The following is a 14,290-nucleotide window of genomic DNA, read 5'->3' on the forward strand; positions in this document are numbered from 1 at the left end:
GGCCGCCGGAGAGCCTTCCTCAGGCCGCCTGGAGGTCGGAAGGCGAAACGGTCGTGTCGTTCACCTTGGCCAGCTCAAGCATGAAGTCCACCACCTTCTCCTCGAAGATGGGGGCACGCAGGTTCTCCAGCGCCTGCGGGTTCTTCTGGAAGAACTCGAAGACCTGCTTCTCCTGACCCGGATAGCGGCTGGCCTCGGTGCGCATGGCCTGGGCCAGCTCGTCCTGCCCGACCTGAATGTTGTTCGTCCGTCCGATCTCGGAGAGCAGCAGGCCCAGCCGGATGCGCCGCTCGGCGATCTTCCGGTACTCGGCGCGCAGCGTCTCCTCGTCCTTGCCGGCGTCCTCGGCGTCCAGGCGGCCCGCCTTGCGGTCCTCCTCCACGCGGCCCCAGATCTGGCCGAACTCGGCCTCCACCATGCCCTCCGGCACCGGGAAATCAGCCCGCTCCGCCAACTGGTCGAGCAGCGAGCGCTTCACCCGCAGCCGCGTGAGCTGGTCGTACTCGCGCTGGATGGAGGCGCGCAGCTCGTCCCGCAGCTTCTCGGCGCTCTCAAGCCCGAGGGACTTCGCGAACTCGTCGTCCGCCGGCGCGGCGGCGCGCTTCTTCAGGGCCTTGGCCGTGATCTCGAACTCGGCGGGCTTGCCGGCCAGCTCGGAGGAACCGTAGGCCTCGGGGAAGCTCACGCGAACCTTGCGGGTCTCGCCCACGCGGATGCCCTCAAGCCCCTCGGTGAAGCCGGGGATGAAGCCCTCGCCGCCCACGTCGATCGGCATGTCCTGGGCGGTGCCGCCCGGGAAGGGCTCGCCGACGGTCGCCTCTTCGCCCTCGCCCTCGACCAGCCGGCCCACGAAGTCGGACACGACCGTGTCGCCCTTCTCGGCGGGGCGGTCCTCGGTCACGTCCTCAAGCTTCGCGTTGCGGGAGGCGAGGCCGTCGAGCGCCTTCTGCACCTCCTCGTCCGAGGGCTCGGCGCGCGGGCGCTCCACCTCGATCCCCGAAAAATCGGGCATCGGGATCTCGGGCAGAAGCTCCATCTCGATGTTGAAGGTCAGGTCCTGGCCATCGGCGAACTCGCCGGCCAGCTCCACCTTCGGCTGCAGGGCGGGGCGCAGGCCGCGGCCGGTCAGCAGCTCGCGCGTCGCGTTCTGCACCTGCTCCTCCAGCACCTCGCCGGTCACGGCCGTGCCGTAGCGCTTCTTGACCACCGACATCGGCACCTTGCCCGGGCGGAAGCCGGGCATCCGCAGGTCGCGGCCCAGCGCCGCGAGCCGCTTGTCGCGCGTCGCCTCGAGTTCGGCCGCCGGCACAACCACCGAGAAGGACCGCTTCAGCCCCTCGGCCGAGAGCTCCGTCACCTGCATTCGCTCAGTTCCACATCCAGGACATTAAAAGGGGCAATTCTGGCGGCGCCGAAGCGTTTGGTGCGGGCGGAGGGATTTGAACCCCCACGGCTTGCGCCACTGGAACCTAAATCCAGCGTGTCTGCCAGTTCCACCACGCCCGCCCATCGGCGGCACCGAAGGGCGCGGCCATAGCGCACCCGCGCCCGCTTTCCAAGCGGCGCCGGATTCGCGCCGCAAGTAATGAGAGCCCCAGCCATCCCGCTCAAGCCCCGGCGGCGGCTCGAAGGGCGGCGGGAAGCCCCGCGACCACGTCCTCCGCCACCACCCCAGGTGCGTCCGGCGCCGCCGCACCTTGAAGCCAGACGGCGGCGCAGGCGGCCTCGAAGGGCGGCATGCTCTGGGCCAGCAGCCCGCCCAGCGTGCCCGCCAGCACGTCCCCCGTACCGGCGGTGGCCAGGCTCGGCGGCGCGTTGTGGTTGATCGCCGCCCGTCCATCCGGCGCCGCGATCACGGTGTCGGGCCCCTTGAGGACGACGACCACCCCGGTCCGCCAGGCGGCATCACGAGCGGCAGAGAGCCGATCCGGACCGGCCTCCCCGAAGATGCGCGCGAACTCCCCAGAGTGCGGCGTCAGCACCGCCGCCCCCCGCAGCGCGTCCGGCTGCCCCGCGCAGGCGCCGAGCGCCCCGGCATCGGCCACGATCGTCCGCCCGGCCCAGATGGCGGCATCCAGCAATTCCCGAGTGGCCTCGTCGGGCGGCAGGCCGGGGCCGATCACCCATATGCCGCGCCGCTCGTCCTCCAGCAGGGGCCGGACCGGCGGGTCCGCCACGATCGCGCCAGGCTCGCCCGCCCGGAAGGCCGCCGCCGCCTCCGCCGTCGCCGCCGCGAGGGTTACCAGCCCGGCCCCCGCTCGCCGCGCGGCCGAAGCCGCCAGCCGCGCGGCGCCGGGCATGGCGCCCCCGGCCACCACCACATGGCCGCGCCGGTACTTGTGCCCCTCTACATTAAGGGCGGGCGGCCGCCACAGGCCCGGCGCGTTGCGAAAGCTGCGCCCCTCCTGCCCCACCAGTGCCGCGGCCAGCGCCGCCTCCGGGAGGCCGATATCCGCCAGCACCAGCTCCCCGCAGAGCAGCCGGCCCGGCAGCAGAAGGTGTCCGGGCTTCAGCCGCGCGAAGGTGACCGTGACGGCGGCGGCCGCAACCTCGCCCAATGCCTGCCCCGTCGCGCCGTCCAGCCCGCTCGGCACGTCCACGGCCAAGATCGGCCCGCCGGCCGCCCGCAAGACCGCCACCGCTCCGTCTTCCAGAGGCCGGGAGGGGGCGGCGCCGAGCAGCGCGTCGATCACCAGCCCGGCCCGCGCCGCCTCGGCTGGCTCGAAGGGCACCACGGGCCCGCGCCAGCGGGCTGCCGCCCGCGCCGTTGGCCCGCCCGGCCGCGGGGGCGCCATGGTGGCGACCGAGATGCCCCAACCCGCTCTCTCCAGCCGCCGTGCCGCGACATAGCCGTCGCCGCCATTGTTCCCCGGTCCGGCCAGCACGAGCACGCGGCAGGGACGGAACCGCGCCATCGCCGCCCGCGCCACCGCCTCGCCCGCCGCCTCCATCAGCTGCTCCACGGGCACGGCGGAAGCGGCATCCGCCCGCGCCATCGCGGCGGGGGAGAGCAGATCGATGGGCCAGGGCAGCGCCGTGGGACGGCGGGTGAAGCGCATGGCGGCTCTTTCTCGCTGCTGGGAAGCGCGCGGCGCGCGGCCGGTCTGGAAGGCGATCATGGGGCCACAACGCCGGCGGGACCGGTTTTATATGCCGTCCAGCCCGCCGGGCCGTGCCATGCCCAGGGCTGGCCCTTTCCCCGCCGATCCGCGCTAGGGTGGTCCCGAATCGGCAGGAGGCGGGGCATGGCCTTCGTGGTGGCAGTGGCGCAGCGCAAGGGTGGGGCGGGCAAGTCCACCGTCGCCGCCAACCTGGCAGTCGCCCTGGCGGAGGCCGGCCTGAAGGCCGCGCTGCTCGACACCGATCCCCAGGGCACGCTCACCCGCTGGCACGGGCTGCGCGGTTCGGGCGCGCGCGACCTCGCTTTCGAGAACCCGGCCGGTTGGCGCGTGCCCCAGGCCGTGACCCGGCTTCGGAAGGAGATGGACTTCGTCATCCTCGACACGCCGCCCCACGCGGACACCGACAGCCGGCTGGCCATGCGCTCGGCCGACCTCGTCCTCATCCCGCTCCAGCCCTCGGTCGCCGACCTCTGGGCCATGGAGGGCACGCTGGAGGTGGCAGCGGCGGAGAAACGCGTCGTCGCCCTCATGCTCAATCGCGTCCCCGCCCAAGGCCGCGCTGCGCAGGAGGTGGCGGCGACGCTGAAGGAGCGGAACCTGCCCCTCCTCCCCTCCCCCTTCGGCAATCGCACCGCCTTTGCCGCCGCCTTCGCGGAGGGTATGGGCGTCACCGAGCACGCCTCCCGCAGCCAGGCCGCGGCCGAGGCCCGGGCTCTCGCCGAGGCCATCCGGCGGGAGAGTGCCTGAGCGGCGCTCACCGCGCCCTCGACAACTCGGTTCGCCACAGCGCCAGCCCCGCGCCCACCAGCACCAGGAAGCCGGCCAGGTCCCACTCGTCGGGCACCTCGCCCCAGAGAAGGGCGCCGAGCGCGGTGGTCCAGAGAATGGCCGAGTACTCGAAGGGGGCGACGAGGCTCGTGTCCTCCGCCCGGTAGGCCGCCGTCATCAGCAGCTGCGCCGCGATCGACACGAGGCCCACCACGAGCAGCAATCCCCACTGCCAGGCCGTCGGCGCCACCCAGCCGGGAATGGCCGCGATCCCCGAGGCGATGGCCGCCCCGATCGCGAACCAGAGGACGATGGTAATCCCCGCCTCCCCCGCCTCCCCCATGCGGCGGATCGAGACCATGGCGCAGGCCCAGCCGAAGGCGCCGAGCAGCACCGCACCCGCCGCGCCGAGATGCAGCGGCCCACCCCCACCGGGCTGGAGCATCAGCAGCACGCCGAGGAACCCGGTCACCACCACCACCACCCGCTGCCAGCCCACCCTCTCGCGCAACAGGATCACCGAGAGGGCGGTGAGGAAGAGCGGCATGGTGAAGTTCAGCGCCGTCACGGTCGCGAGCGGCAGCAGCGCGTAGCCGAAGAAGGAGCCGTACATCCCAAGCAAGCCGCCCACCAGCCGCTCCAGGTGCCGCCGGGCGTGCCGCGTCCGCAGCGCGCCGCGCAGCCCGCCCGGCGAGGCCCGTGCCATCAGCAGCAGCACGGGCAGCGGCAACAGGTTGCGGAAAAACACCAGCTCCGAGAGCGGCACCTCCCCCTGCAACCCCTTCACAGCCGCGGCGGCGAGGGCGAAGAGACCGGCCGAGCCGGTAACGCAGGCGATCGCCCGCAGGCGCGCGGCGCGGCCTCCCGGCGAGGGTTGCCCGCCGGGCGCCGTGGACACTGAGGGGGCGTTCATTACTCTCGCGCTTTTTGTGGCCGGCTTTCTCTCCCGGCCATTCTCCCGCCCCCGCCCGCCTCCGCAACCCCCGCACGCCCGATCCTTGTCTCCCACTCGTCACCCCAGGGGTGATTTCAAGCGGCCCGGTTCCGCTGTAGCTTCCCGCCCGCATGAGCGAGCAAGACGGCGCGGCCGACCCTTTCGCGCCCCCGACGGCCACCCCCCGAGCGATGCCGAGGCCGGCGAACGCCCCGCCCGTTCCCTCGCACCCCCTCCTCATCCCCGAGACGGACGAGGTGGTCTGGGCCGGCCGCTTCCCCGTGCAGCGCGTGCGCTTCCGCTTCAGGAAGCGCGACGGCACCCCCTCCGCCCCCCTCACCTGGGAGCTGATGCGGCGCGGCCAAGGCACCGTGATCCTGCCCTGGGATCCCGTGACGGACCGCATCGCCCTCATCGAGCAGTTCCGCCTCCCCGCCCTGGCCGCCGGGGAGGAACCGATGATGACCGAGCTTCCCGCCGGCCTCGTCGAGGCTGGCGAGGCCCCCGACGCCACCGCCCGGCGCGAGCTGGCCGAGGAAACTGGGCTCCATTCCGCCCGCATGGTCCCGATCGGCGCCTTCATGCTCATGCAGGGCGCCTGCGACGAGCGCGTCCACTTCTACCTCGCCCAGGTCTCCCTCCGGGACGAGGGCGGCACCCTCGCCGGCCTCGACGCCGAGGGGGAGGAGACCGCGGTCGTGGTGGTGACGGCCGCGGAAGCCTTCGCCATGGTGGCCGGGAACCGGATCCGCAACGCCCCCGCCGCCCTCGCCTTGCTCTGGCTGCAGGTGAACCACGCCCGCCTGAGGGCCGAATGGACAGAATGATGCCGACCCAGCCCCTCTTCCGAGACGACGCCTATGCCGCCACGAACCAGGCCACCGTGCTCGAGTCCTCCGATGCCGGCGTGATCCTCGACAGCAGCGTCTTCTATCCCCGCGCCGGCGGCCAGCCCGGCGACACTGGCGCCCTTGCCTGGGACGGCGGCGAGATGACCGTCGCCGACACGGTCAAGTCCCCCGACGGGTCCGCCCTGCACGTCCCCGCTCCCGGCAGCGCCATTCCCCCGGCCGGCGCGAAGGTGGAGGCGCGGCTCGACTGGACCCGGCGGCACCGGCACATGCGGATGCACACCACGCTGCACCTTCTCTGCGCCGCCATGCCCGGCATCTACGCCACCGGCAACCAGATCGGCGCCGAGAAGTCGCGCCTGGACTTCGACCTGCCGGATCCGCCTGCCAAGGAATGGGTGACCGAGAAGCTCAACGAGCTCATCGTCGGCGATCACCCGATCGGCGAGCGCTGGATCACCGAGGCGGAACTCGATGCCAATCCCGGCCTCGTCCGCACGCTTTCCGTCCAGCCCCCGCGCGGCGCCGGCCAGGTCCGCCTCGTCCGCATCGGAACGGAGGAGGCCCCCATCGACCTCCAGCCCTGCGGCGGCACCCATGTCCGCCGCACCGGCGAGATCGGCCGCGTGGAGGTCGTGAAGATGGAGAGCAAGGGCAAGCAGAACCGGCGCATCCACATCGTGCTGGCGGAGGACGCTCAATGAACGATCTCGTCTCGACCGAATGGCTCGCCGCCGAGCTCGGCAAGCCTGACCTCGTGGTGCTCGACTGCACCCTCTTCCTACCCAACGAGCCCGGCGACAAGTTCGAGGCCTTTCGCGCCGCCCATATCCCCGGCGCGCGGCTCTTCGACATCGATCTTTTCGCCGACCCCGACAGCGACCTGCCGCACATGGTCCCGACGCCCGCCCGCTTCGCAAAGCTGGCCGGGGCGCTCGGCATCTCGAACGCCAGCCGCGTCGTCTTCTACGACCAGCACGGCCTGCGCGCCTCCGCCCGCGGCTGGTGGCTCATGCGCCTGATGGGCCATGAGAACGCCTTCGTGCTCGACGGCGGCCTGCCGAAATGGAAACGCGAGGGCCACCCGGTCGAGAGCGGCGAATCCGCCCCCGCCACCGCCGCCACCTTCACCCCCGACTTTCGCGCCGACCGCCTGCGCGGCATCGGCGACATCAAGCGCATTGTCCGGCAAGGCAACCCAAACACGGGCGGCGGAGAGGCGCTGATCCTCGACGCCCGCGCCGCCGGCCGCTTCGACGGCACCGCGCCCGAGCCCCGCCCCGGCCTGCCTTCCGGCCACATGCCCGGCGCCGCCAACATCGCCTTCACCGAACTTCTCACCCCCGAGGGCACAATGCTGCCCCCCGAGGCGTTGCGCGCCCGCTTCGAGCGCGCGGGCGCGGACGGCGAGCGCCCGGTCATCCTCTCCTGCGGTTCCGGCGTCACCGCCTGCGTGCTGGCCCTCGGGCTCGTCCGCGCCGGCCTGCCCGAAGGCGCCGTCTACGACGGCTCCTGGACCGAATGGGCGCTGCGCCCCGAAACCCCCAAGAGCACTAAGGACGCCGCCTGATGGCCGATCCCACCGATAAGCAGCTCGGCTTTGCCACCCGCATGTCCCATCACGGGCGCGCGGGAGCGAAGGTGCACGGCTTCGTCAACCCGCCCGTCCACCGCGGCTCCACCGTGCTCTTCCCCGACTGCGAGAGCCGCAAGTCCGCGGCCAAGCAGCGCTACGAGCAGGTCCTGACCTACGGCACCGCCGGCGGCCCGACCCACCACATGCTCGAGGACATGATCGCGGAGATCGAGGGCGGCACCCGCGCCCTCATCGTCGGCACCGGCCTTGCCGCCGTCATGGTCCCGCTGCTCGCCTACCTGAAGGCGGGCGACCACTGCCTCATGCCCGACAGCGTCTACGGCCCTGCCCGCAACCTGTCGGACGGCCTCATGAAGGGCTGGGGCATCGAGACCACCTACTACGACCCCCTGGTGGACGAGGCGGGCATGCGCGCGCTCATCCGCCCGAACACGAAGGTCGTCTATACCGAGAGCCCCGGCAGCCACACCTTCGAGGTGCAGGACATCCCCGCCATCGCCCGCGCCGCCCATGCCGCCGGCGCCAAGGTGCTGATGGACAACACCTGGGGCTTCTACAACTTCCAGCCCTTCGAGCACGGCGTGGACGTCTCCATCCAGGCGCTGACGAAGTACGCCGGCGGCCACTCTGACATCCTCCTCGGCAGCGTCGCCGTGAACTCGCCCGAGGACTGGACGGTGGTGAAGGGCGCGGCCAGCCAGCTCGGCCAGTTCGCCAGCCCCGACGACTGCTGGCTCTGCCTGCGCGGCCTCCGCACCCTGCCCGTGCGCCTGCGCCAGCAGGCGGAGAACGGCCTCGCCGTCGCCCGCTGGCTGGAGAACCGGCCGGAGGTGCTGCGCCTGCTCCACCCCGCGCTCCCGTCCCACCCGCAGCACGAACTCTATGCCCGCGACTTCCTCGGGCCCTGCTCACTCTTCGGCGTGGTGCTCCAGCCCCGCTACTCGGAGGCAGAGGCGGAGGCGGTCTGCGACAACCTCGCCCTCTTCGGCATCGGCGCCTCCTGGGGCGGCTACGAGAGCCTCGCCCTGCCGACCGCGCCCTCCATCACCCGCACGGCGAAGGACCCGGGCCTCGGCGGCCCGGCGATCCGCCTGCATATCGGACTGGAGGAGACGGAGGACCTCATCGCCGACCTCGCACAGGCGCTGGACCGGCTGCCCCGATAGAGGCCGTGGCCGGTCCCGCCCACGGGGCCGGTCAGGCGCCCTTCGCGGCTGTCAGGCCAGGGGCTTTGTCCTCGTAGATGGCGGCGATCAGCTCGTCCTTGCCTCGCGCTCCCACCGGAACTCCGGTCGCGGGAACGGTCTGCCGGGACCTGGTCAGCCGCTTGCCCAGGCGCTGCGACGGCAACTCGATCCAGACATGGAGCATCCATGACAGGACCACGCATACCAAGGTTGCACCGAGCGCTGCTACGTGCAGGTTCCAGCCAATGGTGCCAAACCCAACCAGCACCGCCCAGCCAATGGGAGTGTGCACCAAGTAAAGCGGGTAGCTGATATCTGCCACGAAGCGGAGTGGCCGCAGCCATCGCCAGGAAAGCTTGGCCCAGAAGGCAGCAGCCATAATCACCAAGGCCGCTAGAGCATCCTGCGGCGCAGCCCCGATGTTAACCTCTCCGCGAAGATGTCGATATAGTTCGAAGGCCGCCACGTAGATCCCGAAGAGGAACACACTGACAATCGCGGCCATGCGAGGCCGTTTGTCAGAGAACCCGCGATAAAGCGCCGAACCGATAAGCATAAATGTTATGTGGATCAGGAGGGTGCTGGCGTAGATCAACTGCGACCACAGGCGCGGCGAAACAACCGCGCCCAGATCCGTCGAGTTTAGGATCCCCACTCCTCCAAGACAGGCGAGCGCCATGCTGATGAGCGCACGAAAGCCAAGTCGCCCGAAGCTTGCAACGGCGAGAGCGATCAACAGGTAAAAAGCCAACTCGACAGTCAGGGACCAGAGCACAGGTAGCGTGCCCTGGAGCTGAAAGAATCCGGATAATGCAAAGCTGGAGGTGATCGTGCTGAGCAGACTATGTGGCTGAGTAGTCCCTGTTAAGGTGCAATAAAGCCCGGTGAGCAACGCCACTGCAATGACCACTGTGGCGCAAGTTGGGAAAATGCGGAACGCTCGCTGAACAAGGAAGGAAATCGGCGAAATACGGTCAACGCTTCGAAGAATGACGAAGCCGCTAATGAGAAAGAACAGGGCAACGCCGACCGGCCCGCTCGACACTCCAAACTTCAGCACAAAGAAGAGGGCGAGTTGCCCGTGCGGGTTGGTGAAGACAGCCGTGGAGCCGAAGACATTCGTCGTCAGTGCCGGCAGCCAAGGGGCCATCGATTCGGGGTTGTTGACACCAACAATGAAGATGTGTGCCCAAACAACCAGCAACACTGCCAGGGCACGCAAGTAATCCAAGAAGAGGATCCGGCCCTCCTCGGCATTCGACTCCTTGCCCACCATCAGCCGATCTCACCCTAGCGCGAGCGCCGGCTTTCGCAGAAGGGTCGCCACGGATCAAGCTGTTCGGTAAGGATCAGCCACTTCCCAGAAGCGGTGTTGCAGGGGCTCCACCAATCCTTTCTCCCCAAATCCGGCTTACTTTCGTTCTCGCCGGAACCTAGCCAAGCGCCCCCGCCTTCCGCACCGCGACGTCCGCCTCCTCGGCCTCGACCCGCTCCTGCCGCCGTCCCAGCCAGAAGCTCAACCCCAGCCAGATAACCGAGAGCGGCACCGCCACGACCGAGATGCCGGTCAGCCCGAGTCCCAGCGCCGCGAGCCCCGCATAGGACCAGGACCCCACCTGATCCCCCCCGCGATAGACCACCGTGTCGATAAAGTTCTTCGCCTTATACCGGTCCTCCCGCGGCACGGAGGTGAACAGCACCTCCCGCGTCGGGCGGGCGAGGGCAAAGTTGCTCACCCGCCGCGCTACCTGCACCACAACGAAAACGGCGACCCCCGGCGAGGCCGCCAGCGCCGCGAACCCCGCCACGCTGAACAGCGGCAGGGCGCAGAGCGTAAGCGCCACCCCGAGCCAGCCCATCAAACGCCCCGTGAGGAAGAGCTGAAAGACGAGAGTGATTACGTTCACCCAGAAGTCGACATCCGCAAAGAAGGCTGTGCGCGCTGCGCGGCTCGCGAAGTTGGCCTCGGCGATCGTCGCCTGCTGGAAGTACAGGAAGGTGGAGGTGATGGAGTAGAAGAGCATGAAGAAGGCGATCCCCAGCAGATAGGGGGATCGGAAGGTATGCGTCATCCCCGCGAAGATCCCCCCGCCGACGGCCCGGTGCGGGTCATCCCCCGCGACGGGCCGTTGGAAGGCGTCGCTGATCGCCGAGAGCCGACGGGAGGCGAGCACCGCCACCTCCAGCAGCGCGATCGAGGCCAGCAGCAGCCAGTTCTGCCCGATATGCTCAACAAAGCCGGAGGTGAGGCTCGACCCGGCGATCCCGCCCACCGTGGCGCCCGCGGCCAGGAAGCCGAAGAGTCGCTTTCCCTGCTCCGCGTCGAAGACATCCACGACGAAGGACCAGAAGACCGAGACCACGAAGAGGTTGAAGACTGAGATCCAGATGAAGAAGGCCCGCCCGATCCAGACATGCGCCTCGGGCGAGGAGAAGCCGAGCAGCGCCATGAAGATCAGCAGGTTCAGCATGAAGAAGCGGTAGGCGATCGCGATGAAGCGCTCCCGCGGGAAGCGCCGCACCGCATAGGCAAACAGCGGATTCACCGCGAGCATCGCGACCAGCGTGCCCGTAAAAAGCCAGGGCAGGTTCCGCACCCCGCCCGCGACGCCTAACTCGTCCCGTATCGGCCGCAGCACGTAATAGGCCAGGAACAGCGCGAAGACGTAGAGCCAGGACCAGGCCAGCGCCCGCGCCTCTGCCGGGCGCACGTCGATGACCCGGCGCAGCGCCTGCAAGAGCCAGCCACCCTCCGCCGGGGCGGAGGTGTCAGAGGCTGTCAATATACCCCTCCATCCGCCGGCGCAGCGCGGCGTCGGGCATCCGACCCTGGGCGGCCTTCAAGTTGTCATCCACGTAGCGGGCCTGGGCCATACCGGGGATCGCGCAGGTCACCGCCTCGTGGGAGACGATGTACTTCAGCATCACCTGCGCCCAGCTCGTGCAGTCGATCTCCGCCGCCCAGTCCGGCAGCGGCTTGCCCTGGGTGGCCCGGAACACGCTGCCCCGCCCGAATGGAAGGTTGATGAAAACCGCCATCCCCCGGTCCCGCGCCAGCGGGATGATCCGCTCGGCCGCGTTGCGGTTGTCCAGCGCGTAGTCGATCTGGATGGAATCGAGCGCCTCCCGCCGTATCATCGCCTCGAAGGCCTCGTACTGCCGGTCGAAGGAGGTGGTGGCGCCGACATAGCGGATGCGCCCGGCCGCCTTCAGCTCCCGCAGCGTCGCCAGCTCGTTGGTGATGTCGCGCAGGTTATGCACGGCGATGAGGTCGATCCGGTCCGTTCGCAGGTTGCGGAAGGATTGCTCTATCTGCTCCCGCCCCTGCTCCTTGTTGTCCACCGCCACCTTCGTGCAGACGAACATGGAGGAGCGGATGCCGAGATCCGCCATCAGCCCGCCCATGACGGGTTCCGCCACCCCATAGGTCGGCGAGGTGTCGAGCACCGTTCCGCCGAGGGCCTGGAACCGCCGGAAGGTCTCCCGCAACGGCCCGATATCCTCTTCCGTCTTCGCGTCCTCGTAGCGGCGGGCGGAGCCGAGGCCGATCACCGGGATCATCTCCCCGGAGGAGGGGATCGGCTTTCGGATCAGCGCCGGTTGCGCGGCAGCCCCGCGCTCAAGCGCGGCGGCGACCAACCCGCCCCCCAGGGCGGCCAGCGCGGTGCGGCGGGTGGCATTCATGGCGTCGTCTCCCCCGGAGGAACCGGCCGAAGTAGGATGCGCGGCCGGACGGCGTCGTGGCTCGTGGAGGGGAAGCTTGGCCCGAATGGCGTGGCGCGTGAATGGCCCCGCTCGCCGGGTTGCGGGGCGCTCAGTCCGGCGCGGCGCAGTCCCCGCAGGTGCCCTCAACCTCCACGGTCGCCCGCAGCGGGCTGAACCCCGCCGCCCGCGCCGCTGCGGCTACTGCCTTGGCCACCGAATCGTCCGACAGCTCCGCCGTCCGCCCGCAATTGCGGCAGATGAGGAATTGGTGAGGATGGTCGTGCTCATGCCCCTGCGAGACCTCCATGCAGGGCAGGAAGGCGTTCAGCCGTTCGATCCGATGGATCAATCCTTGCGCCATCAAGAAATCCAGCGCGCGATAGACGGTGGGCGGCGCCGCCCCCGGCCGCTCGGCCCGCAGCCGGTCCAGTAGGGCATAGGCGCCGACCGGCTGCCCCGCCTCCATCACCATCTCCAGCACCCGGCGCCGCAGCGGCGTGAGCTGCACGCCTCGCCGAAGGCAGGAGTCCTCTGCCTCACGCAGGGCGCCGGCCGTGCCGTCGATCAGGGAATGATGGTGGTCGCCGTGGGGCATCCGGTCCTCGGCCGGCTGGAAGGGACGCGCGCGCCGGCACCTCCTATATAGAGCCGATGGCCACGCCCCCCAACCGCCCCGCAGACCTCCCTTCCTGGCAGCCCCCCTCCCCCGAGGCCCGCGCCGCCTTCGTCGCCGCCCTGAAGCCGGACAGCAACGGCCTCGTCGCCGCCATCGCCCAGGCCCACGGCACCGGGGAGGTGCTGATGCTCGCCTGGATGAACGCCGAATCGGTCACGGAAACTCTCGAGACCGGCCGTGTCACCTATTACAGCCGCTCCCGCCGCGCCCTCTGGCGCAAGGGCGAGACATCCGGCCAGGTGCAGCATCTGATCGACCTGCGCCTCGACTGCGACGGCGACGCCCTGCTGGCCACCGTCCACCAGGACGGCGTCGCCTGCCACACCGGCCGCCGCTCCTGCTTCTCCTGGGGCCTTTCCGCCGGGGAAGTCGCCCCGCTCGAGCCGGTCCTGGCCGATCCCGCGACGCTCTACGCCACGGACAGCTGACCCGGACGCGCGATTGACGGCCGCCCCCGCGGAGGGCTTCCCTGCGGCCGGGCCAAAGGGAATCGGGACACGCCATGCCGCTGACCATGCCGGAGGAACTCATCCTCCTGATGCTGGACGACCGCACGGGGCGGCTGAACGAGGCCGCCGGCCCTGCCTCCGGCTACGCCATCGCCGGCGCTATCCTCGCGGAACTCGCGCTCCGCAACCGCATCGACACCGACCCGCAGCGCCTCTTCGTCGCCGACGCCACGCCGACCGGGGACAGCCTGCTCGACCCCGTGCTCGCCCGCATCGCGGCCGATCCTGCCCCGGAAAGCGAGCCGCATGACAGCCGCTGGTGGATAGAAACCCTCGGCCAGGAGGCGGACCGCTTCCGTGACACAATCTTCGCCCGCCTCGTCGCCCACGGCATCCTCCGCGCCGAGGAGGGCCGCTTCCTCTGGATCTTCCCCGAGCGCCGCTACCCCATGATCTCCGACAAGGAGGAGCGCGAGGTGAAGGCCCGCCTCATGGGCGTGATCTTCGAGGATGACATCCCCGAGCCCCGCGACAGCCTCCTCATCGGCCTCGTCCGCGCCGCCGGCCTGCTGCCGCTGATCCTGGCGCCGGACACGCTGGAGGCTGCCGAGCCGCGCATCGCCCAGGTCGCGAACCTCGAGGAGCTGAGCCGCTCCCTCGGCAACGCGGTGCGCGACATCTTCGTGGAAATGGCCCGCTACACGCCCCTGATGTGAGGCGCCGTCAACCGAAGCGCAGCTTCATCCCGAGGATATAGGCCGAGAGGATCATCGTGGCCGCATTCGCCATGATGATCCCGTTGCTCCCGATCAGCAGCCCGTAGGCGAGCCAAAGCCCGACCCCGGTCGTGAAGAGCAGCAGCATCGGCATCGAGAGGTCGTTGGCCGAGCGCGTGCGGTGCGTTCGAAGCACCTGCGGCACGAAAGCGACGGTCGTGAGGATGCCCGCGACCACGCCCAGCCACTCGACACCGTTCATCGCCGCTCCCCGGGCACCGTTCC

15 protein-coding genes and 1 tRNA gene are annotated in these 14,290 nt (G+C 70.1%); 7 read left to right on the plus strand and 9 right to left on the minus strand.

Translation table 11 applies throughout. From position 1 onward, the window contains the following. Positions 1-19: 19 nt before the first annotated feature. The 3 genes from tig to D9599_RS22565 all read right to left on the minus strand — a co-directional run bounded on the left by tig (position 20) and on the right by D9599_RS22565 (position 3,059). The gene (gene tig / locus D9599_RS22555; protein ID WP_198383552.1) at positions 20-1,363 is read right to left on the minus strand and encodes a trigger factor; all 1,344 of its coding nucleotides are present in this window, start codon (positions 1,361-1,363) and stop codon (positions 20-22) included. 58 nt (positions 1,364-1,421) lie between these two features. Then, positions 1,422-1,506, minus strand: a tRNA-Leu gene (locus D9599_RS22560). A 101-nt stretch (positions 1,507-1,607) separates the two neighbouring features. Beyond that, positions 1,608-3,059 carry an NAD(P)H-hydrate dehydratase gene (locus D9599_RS22565; protein WP_198383553.1) on the minus strand — a complete coding sequence of 484 codons (1,452 nt, stop codon included), beginning with the start codon at positions 3,057-3,059 and terminating at the stop codon, positions 1,608-1,610. 186 nt (positions 3,060-3,245) lie between these two features. Here D9599_RS22565 and parA point away from each other — a divergent pair, with 186 nt between their 5' ends. Further along, positions 3,246-3,869, plus strand: a complete 624-nt coding sequence (gene parA, locus D9599_RS22570; RefSeq protein ID WP_198383554.1) for a ParA family partition ATPase — start codon at positions 3,246-3,248, stop codon at positions 3,867-3,869. A gap of 7 nt (positions 3,870-3,876) precedes the next feature. Here the strand turns inward: parA and D9599_RS22575 are convergent, their stop codons facing one another. Next, positions 3,877-4,803: a DMT family transporter gene (locus D9599_RS22575; RefSeq protein WP_198383555.1), complete on the minus strand. Its 927-nt coding sequence runs from the start codon at positions 4,801-4,803 to the stop codon at positions 3,877-3,879. A 152-nt stretch (positions 4,804-4,955) separates the two neighbouring features. Here D9599_RS22575 and D9599_RS22580 point away from each other — a divergent pair, with 152 nt between their 5' ends. The 4 genes from D9599_RS22580 to metC are packed head-to-tail and all read left to right on the plus strand — an operon-like array spanning position 4,956 to position 8,438. Continuing rightward, on the plus strand, positions 4,956-5,651 hold the full coding sequence (locus tag D9599_RS22580; RefSeq protein ID WP_198383556.1) for an NUDIX domain-containing protein: 696 nt from the start codon (positions 4,956-4,958) through the stop codon (positions 5,649-5,651). Further along, positions 5,651-6,379 (plus strand): alanyl-tRNA editing protein, encoded by a 729-nt coding sequence (locus tag D9599_RS22585; RefSeq protein WP_232480791.1) that lies wholly within the window; start codon positions 5,651-5,653, stop codon positions 6,377-6,379. Before D9599_RS22580 ends, D9599_RS22585 begins: the two co-directional genes overlap by 1 nt. Further along, positions 6,376-7,245: a sulfurtransferase gene (locus D9599_RS22590; protein WP_198383558.1), complete on the plus strand. Its 870-nt coding sequence runs from the start codon at positions 6,376-6,378 to the stop codon at positions 7,243-7,245. Before D9599_RS22585 ends, D9599_RS22590 begins: the two co-directional genes overlap by 4 nt. Continuing rightward, complete coding sequence (gene metC, locus D9599_RS22595) at positions 7,245-8,438, plus strand: cystathionine beta-lyase (RefSeq protein WP_198383559.1); 1,194 nt, start codon at positions 7,245-7,247, stop codon at positions 8,436-8,438. Before D9599_RS22590 ends, metC begins: the two co-directional genes overlap by 1 nt. 31 nt (positions 8,439-8,469) lie before the next feature. On the opposite strand, the gene D9599_RS22600 is transcribed toward metC, so the two are convergent. From D9599_RS22600 to D9599_RS22615, 4 genes are all read right to left on the minus strand, one after another. Next, positions 8,470-9,735: an acyltransferase gene (locus D9599_RS22600; protein ID WP_198383560.1), complete on the minus strand. Its 1,266-nt coding sequence runs from the start codon at positions 9,733-9,735 to the stop codon at positions 8,470-8,472. 157 nt (positions 9,736-9,892) lie between these two features. Continuing rightward, positions 9,893-11,242, minus strand: a complete 1,350-nt coding sequence (locus D9599_RS22605; RefSeq protein ID WP_198383561.1) for an NTP/NDP exchange transporter — start codon at positions 11,240-11,242, stop codon at positions 9,893-9,895. After that, positions 11,229-12,143 (minus strand): aldo/keto reductase, encoded by a 915-nt coding sequence (locus D9599_RS22610; RefSeq protein WP_198383562.1) that lies wholly within the window; start codon positions 12,141-12,143, stop codon positions 11,229-11,231. Before D9599_RS22610 ends, D9599_RS22605 begins: the two co-directional genes overlap by 14 nt. A gap of 130 nt (positions 12,144-12,273) precedes the next feature. Further along, positions 12,274-12,759, minus strand: coding sequence for a Fur family transcriptional regulator (locus D9599_RS22615; protein ID WP_198383563.1), 486 nt, complete (start codon positions 12,757-12,759; stop codon positions 12,274-12,276). Positions 12,760-12,815: 56 nt separating this feature from the next. Here D9599_RS22615 and hisI point away from each other — a divergent pair, with 56 nt between their 5' ends. Beyond that, on the plus strand, positions 12,816-13,268 hold the full coding sequence (gene hisI / locus D9599_RS22620; protein ID WP_198383564.1) for a phosphoribosyl-AMP cyclohydrolase: 453 nt from the start codon (positions 12,816-12,818) through the stop codon (positions 13,266-13,268). A gap of 74 nt (positions 13,269-13,342) precedes the next feature. Further along, on the plus strand, positions 13,343-14,005 hold the full coding sequence (locus D9599_RS22625; RefSeq protein WP_198383565.1) for a GPP34 family phosphoprotein: 663 nt from the start codon (positions 13,343-13,345) through the stop codon (positions 14,003-14,005). A 7-nt stretch (positions 14,006-14,012) separates the two neighbouring features. Here the strand turns inward: D9599_RS22625 and D9599_RS22630 are convergent, their stop codons facing one another. Next, the gene (locus D9599_RS22630) at positions 14,013-14,267 is read right to left on the minus strand and encodes a SemiSWEET transporter (protein ID WP_198383566.1); all 255 of its coding nucleotides are present in this window, start codon (positions 14,265-14,267) and stop codon (positions 14,013-14,015) included. Positions 14,268-14,290 lie beyond the last annotated feature (23 nt).

It is taken from the genome of Roseomonas sp. KE2513, from assembly GCF_016107305.1.
GTDB lineage: Bacteria > Pseudomonadota > Alphaproteobacteria > Acetobacterales > Acetobacteraceae > Roseomonas.